Source organism: Halomonas sp. LBP4 (assembly GCF_003202205.1).
Lineage (GTDB): Bacteria > Pseudomonadota > Gammaproteobacteria > Pseudomonadales > Halomonadaceae > Halomonas > Halomonas flagellata.
This window is the reverse complement of record NZ_PDOG01000001.1, coordinates 144,368-156,496: the sequence shown is the minus strand read 5'-3', so window position 1 is coordinate 156,496 and position 12,129 is coordinate 144,368. Positions and strand designations below refer to the sequence as shown.

Sequence of the window (12,129 nt, the reverse complement as noted above, 5' to 3'; positions counted from 1 at the left end):
ATGGGGACTATCTCCTCGAGGAGCATCCGTTCATCATCGTCCCCTCGACGGTGTCGCGGTACAGCCGAAACATCGTGATGAACCCGGTCACTGCCCTGGGTCTCTTCGAGCTCATCGTCGAGGAACCGTTCGCCCTAGATACGCGCCTCAATCCACCGCATAGCTGAAGCATCCCGGGCCCAGCCGACGACAATCCTTCCCCACCAAAACGCCCTTGAAGGGCACCTCTCGACCTGATGGCGCATCAAGGTTCACGGATACTAGCCCGGAAATCTCACCAACAGAATGGAAATAGGCCTCCGTTTGGTGCATAACGTAAGAGCGACCAAGCACTTACACACACCAAGACGAGAGGCCTATGAAAACAGAGTGTACTCCCGCCCAGCTTGAATTTCACGCCCTCGGACGTCGGGATGTCGTGGGGCATTTCGACGGCGGTGGACTGCTGCTTCGAGAAGTCAACCAGCGGCTCGGGCTGCTGGGTCGGGTTGCCGCCTGTTTCACCGATCACCGCAACCCGAACAGCATCGCGCACAGCGTGATGACGTTGGTAGCCCAGCGGATCTACGGCCTGGCGCTGGGCTATGAAGATCTCAACGATCACGATGCCCTGCGCACGGATAGCGTGCTGGCGTTGTTGGTGGGCGCGTCCGACCTGACCGGCGAGCAGCGTGCCCGCGAGCGCGACCGGGGATATCCCCTGGCGGGGTCGAGCACGCTGAACCGTCTCGAACTCACGACCCCCGACATGGCTGCGGGCGACCGCTACAAGCGGATCGCCGCCGATCCCGCCGCGCTGGATCGGCTGCTGGTCGACGTCTTCCTCGAGTCCTACGCGACGCCACCCCGGGAGATCTGGCTGGATCTCGATGCCACGGACGATCCGCTTCACGGCCATCAGGAAGGCCGATTCTTCCATGGCTACTACCGCTGCTACTGCTATCTGCCGCTGTACATCTTCTGTGGCGAGCACCTGCTGTGTGCCCGGCTGCGGCCGTCGAACGTCGATGGCGCGGCAGGCAGCGTCGAGGAGCTCGCACGCATCGTGGCACAGATCCGTGGGCGCTGGCCGACGACGCGGATCGTGATCCGCGGCGACTCCGGCTTCTGCCGGGACGCGATCATGAGCTGGTGTGAAGCCCATGAGGTGGGCTATGTACTGGGCCTGGCCCGGAACCAGCGGCTATATCGGGCGCTGGGCCGGGAGATGGCCGAAGCCCACGCCGAACACGAGCAGACCGGCAGGCCGGCACGGCGCTTCCGGGACTTCCGCTACCGGACGCGGAAGTCCTGGTCATGTGAACGGCGGGTGATCGGCAAGGCAGAGTATCTGCCCGGCAAGGCCAATCCCCGGTTTGTGGTCACCAACCTGCCGATCCGTCGGGCTGGCGCCAGGGAGCTCTACGAGACGCTCTACTGCGTGCGCGGTGAGATGGAGAACCGGATCAAGGAGCAGCAGCTGGGACTCTTTGCCGACCGCACCAGCACCGCGACGCTGCGCGCCAACCAGCTACGCCTGTACTTCTCCTCGTTCGCCTATGTGCTGATGCATGGCCTGCGTCGCCTGGGGCTCGAGGGCACCCCGTACGCCAAGGCCCAGTGCACCACCATCCGCGTGAAGCTGTTGAAGATCGGTACGCGCCTCCGAATCACCGTGCGCAAGGTATGGCTATCGTTCTCCGAGGCCTACCCCTACGCCAGCGACATCGCCCAGATCCTCGCCAACGTGCGCCGCGACCCGGCCTGGGCACCTCCCGGCTGACTCCCCGCTCTCCCCGAGACGTCATCAGCGGTTGCCGTACCCGGCGATCACGGCCACATCATCCTGTTTGCCACCCCCAATCCCCTCTGCGCCCCTGCTGGCACGGTAGAAAGCCGCGAAATCCGTGGCTGAGCAGGGGGCAACACACAGCGACACGCACCCGGGGATCGGAAAAACACATTCGCAGGGACCAAACGGCCCCTGCGATGTTCATCGGTGAGATAAACGGGTTAGGCGTATTGCTCTGCCCTGGCGTCAGCGCTTACGGAGACGATTGGCTCAGCCATTAAACGCGGATGGTGCTCACCACCTCCTTCCTCACGCCAGCTTATGTTGCGCCGCACAAATATCTCTGCTATTGATGCACTGCATCAGAGATGCAGAAGGCAGCGGCAGACCGCCAGGGCCTTCGCCATCCTTAGCCCCCGAGGAGGTCAACCTTGCAAAACGTCGACACCAAGCAGTTCACCGATCAGCTCGAATCCATGTTCTTCGGCCCAGCCCGCGCCTACGCGGCCCTCTCCGTGGACTATACCGAGAAGCTAGTCAATACCCAGCTCGAGGCCGGCAAGGCCTACACCGACGCCAGCCTGGCGCTGCTGCGCAGCCTGGTGAACGTCAAGGACGCGGAAGGCCTGCGCGCCTATACCCAAGGCCAGCAGCTGGTCGCCAAGTACCTGACCGAGTGCCTGAAGGGCGATGCCGAGAAGGTCGTGGCTCTGCAACAGGACTTCGTCCAGCAAATCCAGAGGCTGACAGACAGCAACGCCAAGCAGGTGACCGAGGCAGCTGAGAGCAGCGTCAAGCAGGTCACCGAGGTTGCCGAGAGCAACGTCAAGCAGGTCGCCGAGGCCGCAGGGAGCAACGCCAAGCAGGCTGCCGAGGCTGCCGAGAGCAACGCCAAGCAGGTCACCGAGGCTGCCGAGAGCAACGCCAAGCAGGCTGCCGAGACTGCCGAGAGCAACGCCAAGCAGGCTACCAAGACTACCGAGAGCAACGCCAAGCAGGCTGCCGAGACTGCCGGGAGCAACGCCAAGCAGGCTGCCGAGACTGCCGAGAGCAAGGTCAAGCAGGTTGCCGAGAGCAAGGTCAAGCAGGCGAAGCCAACTACCAGAAAGACCGGAAAGTAAGCCTTCTGGCCGGCCTTACGCCAGCCGACCCTCTCGCCGACGGGCCGCCGATCAACGATCGGTGGCCCGTCGCGTTAGTGCACCGGTTAGAGTCAGACTACCCCCTTGGTATCCACCAGGAGCGCCTACTTGACCAGCAACAGCTACTTGCGCCACACAGCGATACTCTCTTCCCGGTGGAGCCGACGAAGCACTTGTCGTTGTTGCGCGCCTCGACTTCCACTCAGCCGGCCTAGCTGTCCAGCAGTGAGTACAGATGTGCCGATCACCGGAACTCGGCTCGCCGTCGATCACAGCATGGTAGACCTGCTTTTGTAGGTTCTTCGTCGTATCAGGTGGATTTGGCTTGATCCAGCATGCGCCCTACCGGGCTGCCTATCAGGTAGATCATGGCGATGAAATTCCCCTCGTTCCGGTAGCCGTAGAGGTTTTTGATGACATGAAACGGGTGCTTGACCACCCAGTCCAACTAATTCATGATGGTTCAATTCAGACAATGACGATTCTGGAAAGTCCTTTTCACGAAAGGATAAAGCGATATATTCGAGTCCATCAGTAACCTGGATACTTCTCCCACACTCGGTCGTTGTCCGTCCCACCGTACTCACCGACATCCCAGCGCTGGAAGTTCGCCAGATCTTTGGCCAATTCTGTAATCACATCACGCAACTCAAGAAACTCCAGCCATTCATCGGGAATGGCCTTCACGCCGTAGAGCACGCCCAGGAGGTTGCCGGTGATAGCGCCGGTGGAATCCGAGTCGCCATCATGATTGACGGCCAGCATCACGCCGTGGCGAAAATCCTTGGCCACCAGCGCACAATAGATCGAGATTGCCAGCGCTTCCTCGGCCACCCAGCCCTGACCCAGCTGCGCGATGGCCGCATGGTGCGGGGTATCGGTGGCCGCCAGCCGTTCGGCCAGCTCGATGGCCCGGCGGGTGTCGTCCGTATCATTGCGCGCCTCGAGGAAATCCTTGGCGACCTCCAGGGCCTGTCGGATTGTTTGCCCTTCGGCCAGCAGGTTGATCATCAGCGCCAGGACACCCGCCGGGTGCTGGCCGGTGGGATGCCCATGGGTGATCGCGGCGGCATCACAACCGAGTTCGAAGACTTCCTGGCGGTGGCCGGCCCGATGGCCGAACAGCCCGATGGGAGCCACGCGCATCACCCCGCCACAGCCCTTGCTGTCGTTCTTGGCCATGTCGCCCAGCCCCGTCACGAACCGCAGCGCACTCAGGCAGGTATTGCCGGGCGCACGGCGATCATGCAGCGCCCGCTGCTGGAACAACCAGCCGGGGGATTGTTCGATGCTATCTGCCATGAGCCGTCGCATCTCCGGGGCAGGCTTTTCGCCCTGGGTGAGCAGCCAGCGCATATAGGCATGGCAGATGATGCTGGGATAGTGCGTGATACCCCGGATGGTACCCCGCACCCAGCTACGCAGCAGGCCTTCGGCGGTGAACAGGGTCATCTGGGTGTCGTCGGTGATCCGACCCAGGCCGCCATAAGACGGGGCATACTTGCCGACCCCTTCCGGACCGAACCGATCGAGGATCTGCCGGCGGGAGAGGAATTCCACGGGCGCCCCCAACGCATCGCCCACGGCGCCGCCCAGCAGGCAGCCGGTAAAACGTTCCTCAATGGAGAGGGGGTCATTCATGATGCGACTCCTTGTCGTCCCGCCGACACCGTCTAGCGGGAAGCGATTCATTCGACCCACACGAATTTATCGGCACCCAACTCGGTTTCGCCGTCCCAGCGGTAGGCACACAGCTTGCCGTTATCGCCACCCTGGATGTGGCCGGCAGCAATGCTGTAATCCAGGCAGGCGATGTGAGGGGTCAATGGCTCGGGTGTTCCAGTGAGCCAGTAATGGCCGACGAATAGTGGCTTGTCGGCCTCGTAGCCGGGCAACACATCGTCGGGTATGGGAACATGGGGTATCGCTTCGATGGCCTCGGCGGGCACCATCGCCAAGTCGCGGTAGGTGAACCTCTCCAGCTCCCACCAGCGGGCGCGGACATGACGTCGCACATTGCCGTCCTTGTCAGCGAACTCCGCCCCGCTGGGTAAGGGTATCTCCAACCCCTTGAGCACGGTTTCAAGGGCATCGAAGGCAGCTGTGTCCTCGCGAGCCAGGGACGGCCAGGCATTCGCCCGGATGCACTGCCGATCGTCCAGGTAGCCGGACAGGACAGCCAGTGACGGTCGGTGCCAGCAGGCATGAATGACGCGTAGGCCTTCGAGGTCGAGATAGAGCGGCAGGGTCTTGAACCAGGCAATATGTGACTGGTGCAGCTCGCTGCCCTCCCCCACCTGCTCTAGATAGGCCTGGTGCTGACGATGATTCCGGTCGCTGTGGGCTCGTAGATAGCGGCCTGGATGATCGGGGGCCTCGGTGGCCCAGACCACGGCGTTGAACTCGTGGTTGCCCATGACGGCTTGAGCATGGCCGGCTTCGACCATGGACCGAGCCATGCGGACGGTCTCCACCTGCTCGGGTCCGCGATCGACGAAGTCACCGAGAAAGATCACCTCACGCTCAGGATGAGACCAGACACCACGCTTCTCCTTGTAGCCGAGCTTTTCCAACAGATGCTTGAGGGGCGTAGCGTAGCCGTGGATGTCGCCGATGAGATCGTACATATAGACTTCTTGGACGTGGAATGAAGTTTCGATCATAACATGCTCCAGCGAAAACACACCGCCCAAACCGCAGCAACCCTCATGCACTACTCATATGGATTCATTGCTTTAATGCGGATGGAAAAAACGACCCTGACTCGGAGCGGCTACTAGTATGCGTGCACGTTGCCAAAGCTTGTTGATGCGCCGGTATTTAAATGTTATTTGTTATCGATAACCCTCCAAAAGCACGACGTCACTCGACCATTCTGTAACCATTACGCATTTGTATCTATAGTTGCTCCAGGCGCCAAAGCCATTCTGGAGTTTAGCCCTTCCGCTCACTTGTATTCGTTTATAAGGGCTTTCATTATATTGGGCTCCTTGCTTATTTGCTCTCTCTACTGAAGTGTTTGCCACCTCAGCTTGGTACTTTGCTGAAGCTTGTACGTTTTACCATGGCTCCTTGCAGTATATTCCGAATAATCTTGAGGCTCCTCTGGCTCGGCACAACCAGCCAAGACAAATGCGCTCAACAGGACTAAAGTTACCGACTTATAAAATCACCTTGTTTTCATATGATACCTGCTATTATAATTTTTCTACTGTGCCAAGCTACATCACAATCTCCTGAACCGAGCCCACGCATGGAAAATGCGATGGCCTTTTAAAAAGCCGTCGGATGGATGGAAAACTCGCCGCTACTTCCGTAACTGATGCGAAACACAGCAGGAGTGGTTCGGTGCACGAGCGCCACAGTTTCCACCAGTCCACCAATACAGATACCCGCTGACTTAGCCTCAAGCTCACGGATCCCTCCACTGACTTTCCTTGCGACCACGCTACCGACAGGCGATGTCACGACTGACTCCGCTATTTTGGCCATCTGCGAATAACAAACGCTGCCGCATAGGAGCGGCATCGCTACATTCGGATACATACCATTACATTGGAGCCTAGACAAGAATTCTGAGCTTTGCATAGTCGAATTAGGGATAACAAGGCAGGAAAAGGGAAGTGCTCTTCGAGGATCGCGAGCTGGCCGCCGACTGGGCACGGCGCTCGCTGAAGGCCGCCTGGTGGGCCAAGGCCTGAACCTAACCATTTAGAGGGTTGCCGAGCGGGCGGCACCGGGCGGTGCCGCCGCGCGCCGCCGACTAGTGGCGCGGATCCCAGAGCCGGCTGCCGGTGTCGGCCTCATAGCCCATGCCATGGGGTGAACTGACCAGTTCCAGTTGCATGCCCCAGGGGGCCATGAAGTAGACCCAGGTCAGCCCCTCCATGGGGCCTTCGGTGAAGGTCTTGGGCTCACCGAGCACCTCCACGTCATGCTGCTCGAGATAGGCCACCGCGTTGTCCATGTCATCCACGTAGAAGGCGATATGGTGTCCGCCGATGTCGCTGTTGCGAGGCTGCTCGGTGCGCTGGTCGGGGGCGGTATACTCGAAGATCTCCAGGTTGGTGCCATTGCCACAGCGCATCAGGTGGGCGGCGGGAATGGTGGCCTCGGGGTGGACGTCGAGGTTCACGCCCATCCAGTCGTCATCGAAGGGCCCGAAGGGGCCGATGGTGAAGAAGGCCTCGCAGCCGATCACCTCGACGAAGAAATCCACCGCCGCCTGGCGGTCGGGCACGGTGAAGCCGAAGTGCTGGGTTCCACGCATTCCCGGAAGATCCGCCTGGGCGGCCTGGCTGGCCAGCAACACGGCCAGGAAAAGGGGCGCCGAGAGGGTGGCGCGCTTGAGGGTATCGAACATGGCATATCTCCATCGTTGTGCATTGTTGTCGGCGACGGTTGTCGGTGACGGTTGTCGGTGACGGTGGCCACCGGAACGAAGGAGCAATGCCCATGCCAGCTGCGGGGTATATGGAAAGCCTCGCTAAGCCCATGTTTTTCATGGGCTGGTTGGGCCAGGGGGAAGGTGACAGGTGTCAAGGGCGATACAGCGATGTAAAGGTTGTCACGTTACAGGGGAGAGATACGGTGCCGCTCAGAACGAACCCACCAGGGTGCCCACGGCGATCAGCAGCACCAGCGAGACAAGGGGCACCACGACGGCGACCATCGCGATATCGAGATAGGCCTGGCGGTGCGTCAACCCGCAGATGGAGAGCAGCGTGATCACCGCGCCGTTATGCGGTAGCGCATCCAGTCCGCCGGTGGCCACCGCCGTGACCCGGTGCATCAACTCGGGCGCGATGCCGGCTGCCTGGCCCATGGCCAGGTAGGCGTCACCCAGTGTCGCCAGGGCGATGCTCATGCCGCCCGAGGCCGACCCGGTCATGCCCGCCAGCAGGTTGACCGCAATGGCGAGCGAGATCAGGGGGTTGTCTCCCCCCGCCGAGGTTACCCAGGCGCTGATCGTGTCGAAGGCCGCGAGCGACGCAATCACCGAACCGAAGCCGACCAGGCTGGCGGTGTTGAAGATCGGCAGCAGCGAGGCATTGGCGCCGCTGTCGAGGGTGGTGGTGAGGGTCTTCAGGCGTTGCCGGTTGGTGAGGATGATGACCCCGATGGCGATCACCAGGGCGGCGATCACCGACCAGACCCCGCGCACCGCCTCGAGGCTGGTCGCGCCATACAGCGGATCGGCCAGGTACCCCGTCTCCATGGCCGGGATCACCACCGCGGTGAACAGCAGGTTCAGCGCGATCACCAGTATGATCGGCAGCAGTGCCAGTGGCAGGGTGGGCAGCGAGCCGAGGGGCTGCCGAGGGGCGACCTCGGCCAGGTCGAATCCTTCGCCCGCCGCGTGTTCGCGCAGGTTGCCGACCACCTGCGAGTCGTCCCGATGTGCGCCGTAGCCTTCCCCTGCCCGTCGGGCCTGACGGGCCCGGTAGCTCAGCCAGGCCTGTCCCGACACCAGCATGACGAGCCCGGCGAGGATGCCGAGCCCCGGAGCGGCAAAGGGGGAAGTGCCGAAATAGGGCATGGGAATGGCGTTCTGGATGGCTGGCGTGCCCGGCAGCGCCGTCATGGTGAAGGTGAAGGCCCCCAGGGCGATGGTGCCGGGGATCAGCCGCTTGGGCAGGCTGGCCTGGCGAAACAGGGCCGCGGCGATCGGGTAGACCGCGAAGGCCACCACGAACAGCGAGACGCCGCCATAGGTCATCACCGCGCAGGAGAGCACCACCGCCAGGATGGCGCGCGTGTCGCCCAGGCGCTCGACGATGGCGCTCGCCAGTACCTCGGCACTGCCCGAATCCTCCATCAGCTTGCCGAACACCGCCCCCAGCAGGAACAGCGGAAAGTAACGGACGATGAAATCACCCGCGGCGCCCATGAAGACCTCGGTATAGCTGGCCAGCAGGGGGGTGTCGACCGAGACCAGTGCCACCAGCGCGGCCAGTGTCGGCGCCAGGATCAACAGGCTGAGGCCGCGATAGGCGAGATACATCAACAGCAGCAACGCCACGGCAATCGCCAGGATACCGATCATCCGCGCTCTTCTCCGCCATGCTTGGTGGGGGCCGCGTCGTCTGCCGTCGAGACCGGGCGAAACGTGTCCGCGAAGACCGCATTCAGGTCGAAGGTCGAGCGCTCGCCAAGAGTGTCGAAGTGCTCATCCAGCCACCGGTCGGCCCAGGCGCGGCCCTGGGCATGCAGGCGGGAGAGGAAGTCCCACTCGGCATTCATCTTGCTGGAGGCGCTCAGAGCTTCGGCCTCGTGCTCGGCATGGATCAGGTGCAGGCGCATCGAGCGGTAACTCTCGAGCTCCAGCCCCTCCGCCTCGATCAACTGGTGCAACAACTGAATGCTGCGTAGTTCCTTGATCAGGCTCGAGTTGAAGGTGATCTCGTTGATCCGGTTGATGATCTCCCGGGAACTGTCGGGCAGCTTGCGACGCACGAGGGGATTGACCTGGACCACCACCAGGTCACGGCAGCCCTGATCGTCGACCAGCGGATAGAGCGCCGGGTTGCCGCTGTAGCCGCCGTCCCAGTAGGCCTCGCCATCGATTTCCACCGCCGGAAACATGAAGGGTAGGCAGGCCGACGCCATCACGGTATCGACCGTCAGTTCGGGTTGGCGAAATATCTTCGCCCGTCCGGTGCGCACATTGGTGGCGGTGACGAACAGCTTGACCTTGCGGCAGGCGTTGACCCGTTCGAAATCGACCAGCTTGAGCACCAGATCGCGCAGCGGGTTGATGGCGAGGGGATTGAGCTTGGCGGGGGCGATCAGCTGCGTGAGGCTCTCGAAGAACAGATAGCTCGGCGAATGGTCGAGGCTGTCGTTACCCATCAGCCGGTCCCAGGGGCTGCGCTGAACGGGCGAAAGGCGTGCCGCATCGCTGACCGCCTTCCAGAAGGTATGCAGTGCCGCACGGGCGCCATCGCGACCGCCCTCGTGTAGCCCATCGGCCAGCACCACGGCGTTCATGGCTCCCGCGCTGGTGCCGCTGATCCCGTCGATTTCCAGCCGATCCTCTTCCAGCAGGCGATCCAGCACGCCCCAGGTCAAGGCCCCGTGCGAGCCACCGCCCTGCAACGCCAGATCGATGCGCTTCCTTTCGCCCTTCGCCATGTCTTGCTCCCGTTCATGCAGTGATGCTGCGACGCAGTGTAGGCCTCCTGCCGGCATCTGTCTGCACCATGCCGCCGGGTCGCCTAGTGTGCCGCGTCGCCGAGGGGCCGGTAGAAGAGGAAGTCGCCGACCTCGACCGTCTTGATGTATTCCGCGGCCCAGTGGGGGGCCACCGTCCGTTGGTGGAAATAGAGGGCCCCCTCGGTGCGGTCCGGCAGCTGCTGGTTGAGGGCTCGTCGAGCGATCTCCTTGGCGATCTCGTGGCGGTCATCCTCCACGACCTCATCCGGGCGGCCATCGCACCACCACGAGAACTGGCAGGCGCCCTGCTCGGAGCCTTGCTTGACGACGTCACAGACCGTATCGGGGAAGCCCTCGTGACCCAGCCGGTTCATGACGACATTGGCGACGGCCTCCATGTCGGCGATCCCTTCGCCCTTGGCCTCCCAGTAGATGCTGCGGGCGAGGCAGGTGATCGCATCGTCCAGCGGGGCTTCGCCGGCGGGGTCGACCGCCTGTGCCTCGGGCCGCGTGATGGTCTCGGCGGGAGAGGCGGGCGCCTGACTGCCCTCGGGCGCGGCGTTCTGTTCGAGTTCCTCCGCCTTGCTCCTGGCGGCTTCCGCCTGCGCCGACGGATCGGCCGCGACGGCCTGGCCCATGAACAGGAGGAGCGCGACGCAGGTCGCTATCCGTATCCGGCGCATCGGCTGCACCTCTCGGATGAAGCCTGTCTGACCCACGCCCGCACGAGTTGTCGGCGGGCCGTTCCCGCCGAGCACGAGCCCCGGTCGAGACGCCTGGCGGCATCGGCCGGAGTTGACGCTGGACGGCATCGCCTTCAGGGAAGCGATATCGTTTCAGTATAGTGTTGTGTGCCCCCTATCGGTTCGACTGCCCGCGGGGAGCCGTCCAGCGGTGCGGCACCATGTCGGCCAGGCGCACGGGCTGGCGGCGCCGGCCCCACTGGCCGGGCGGGCCGGCGAAGACGCCGGCGCAGGCGGTGCCGCAGTAGCGGCAGTGGCCGTCGTCGGTCAGGTTCCAGCTCGAGAGGGCGTACCAGTCGCGCTCGATCAGCAATTCCCCGCAGCCATGGCAGTAGGTGCTGCTGCCGAGCGGGTCGTGGACGTTGCCGGTGAAGGCGTAGCGCACCCCGTTGGCCCGGGCGATCTCCCGCGCCCGGCTCAGGGTGGCCGGCGGGGTGGGTGGGGTGTCGCGCATCTTCCAGTCGGGGTGGAAGGCGGTGAAGTGCAGCGGCACGTCCGGGCCGAGATGGTCCACCACCCAGCGGCTCAGCGCCTCGATCTCCCGGGACGAGTCGTTGTGATCGGGGATCAGCAGGGTGGTGATCTCGAACCAGACGTCGGTCTCGTGGCGCAGGTAGAGCAGGGTGTCGAGCACCGGGCTCAGGCTGCCGCCGCAGATACGGCGGTAGAAATCCTCGGTGAAGGCCTTGAGGTCGACGTTGGCGGCGTCCATGTGGGCGAAGAACTCGCGGCGTGGGGCATCGCAGACATACCCGGCGGTGACCGCCACCGAGCGCACCCCGCGTTCGCGGCAGGCGTCGGCCACATCCATGGCGTACTCCAGGAAGATCACCGGGTCGTTGTAGGTGTAGGCGACGCTCCGGGCGCCCAGGCCCGCGGCGGCCTCGGCCAGGCTTGCGGGGCTGGCGGCGTCGGCCAGGGTATCCATCTCCCGGGACTTGCTCATGTCCCAGTTCTGGCAGAACTTGCACGCCAGGTTGCAGCCGGCGGTGCCGAAGGAGAGCACGGCGGTGCCGGGCAGGAAGTGGTTGAGCGGCTTCTTCTCGATGGGGTCGAGGCAGAAGCCGCTGGAGCGCCCGTAGCTGGTGAGCACTACCCTGTTGCCCTGGCGGGCGCGCACGAAGCAGAGCCCGCGCTGACCCTCGCGCAGCTTGCAGGCGCGCGGGCAGACGTCGCACTGCACACGGCCGTCGTCCAGCCGATGCCAGTGGTGGGTGGGATGCACGCTGCCGTCGAGCTCGCGGGTCATGGGCAAGGACTCCTCGACTCCTTGAGACTGCCCGACCCCGGTGTCGTTCCGGTGGCCCGCGGCGCAGGG

General features: G+C 63.3%; 9 protein-coding genes. 2 read left to right on the top strand and 7 right to left on the bottom strand.

The window, feature by feature from the left end:
* The first annotated feature begins 358 nt into the window (after window positions 1–358).
* Both CR157_RS00750 and CR157_RS22780 read left to right on the top strand, forming a co-directional pair.
* Window positions 359–1,762, top strand: a complete 1,404-nt coding sequence (locus CR157_RS00750) for an IS1380 family transposase (RefSeq protein WP_110281644.1) — start codon at window positions 359–361, stop codon at window positions 1,760–1,762.
* A 440-nt stretch (window positions 1,763–2,202) separates the two neighbouring features.
* Complete coding sequence (locus CR157_RS22780) at window positions 2,203–2,892, top strand: phasin family protein (protein WP_110281643.1); 690 nt, start codon at window positions 2,203–2,205, stop codon at window positions 2,890–2,892.
* A gap of 552 nt (window positions 2,893–3,444) precedes the next feature.
* Here the strand turns inward: CR157_RS22780 and CR157_RS00740 are convergent.
* The 7 genes from CR157_RS00740 to amrS form a co-directional block, all read right to left on the bottom strand.
* On the bottom strand, window positions 3,445–4,554 hold the full coding sequence (locus tag CR157_RS00740; RefSeq protein ID WP_110281642.1) for an ADP-ribosylglycohydrolase family protein: 1,110 nt from the start codon (window positions 4,552–4,554) through the stop codon (window positions 3,445–3,447).
* A 47-nt stretch (window positions 4,555–4,601) separates the two neighbouring features.
* On the bottom strand, window positions 4,602–5,576 hold the full coding sequence (locus CR157_RS00735) for a metallophosphoesterase (protein WP_258364032.1): 975 nt from the start codon (window positions 5,574–5,576) through the stop codon (window positions 4,602–4,604).
* 1,100 nt (window positions 5,577–6,676) lie between these two features.
* On the bottom strand, window positions 6,677–7,276 hold the full coding sequence (locus tag CR157_RS00730; protein ID WP_110281641.1) for a VOC family protein: 600 nt from the start codon (window positions 7,274–7,276) through the stop codon (window positions 6,677–6,679).
* A gap of 234 nt (window positions 7,277–7,510) precedes the next feature.
* On the bottom strand, window positions 7,511–8,959 hold the full coding sequence (locus CR157_RS00725; protein ID WP_110281640.1) for a GntP family permease: 1,449 nt from the start codon (window positions 8,957–8,959) through the stop codon (window positions 7,511–7,513).
* The gene (locus CR157_RS00720; protein ID WP_110281639.1) at window positions 8,956–10,047 is read right to left on the bottom strand and encodes a patatin-like phospholipase family protein; all 1,092 of its coding nucleotides are present in this window, start codon (window positions 10,045–10,047) and stop codon (window positions 8,956–8,958) included. The genes CR157_RS00725 and CR157_RS00720 overlap by 4 nt, the downstream gene beginning before the upstream one ends.
* 83 nt (window positions 10,048–10,130) lie before the next feature.
* Entirely contained in the window at window positions 10,131–10,751 is a 621-nt protein-coding gene (locus CR157_RS00715; RefSeq protein ID WP_110281638.1) for a cell wall hydrolase, read from the bottom strand.
* Window positions 10,752–10,926: 175 nt separating this feature from the next.
* Window positions 10,927–12,060, bottom strand: a complete 1,134-nt coding sequence (gene amrS, locus CR157_RS00710) for an AmmeMemoRadiSam system radical SAM enzyme (protein WP_110281637.1) — start codon at window positions 12,058–12,060, stop codon at window positions 10,927–10,929.
* Between the last annotated feature and the right edge of the window lie 69 nt (window positions 12,061–12,129).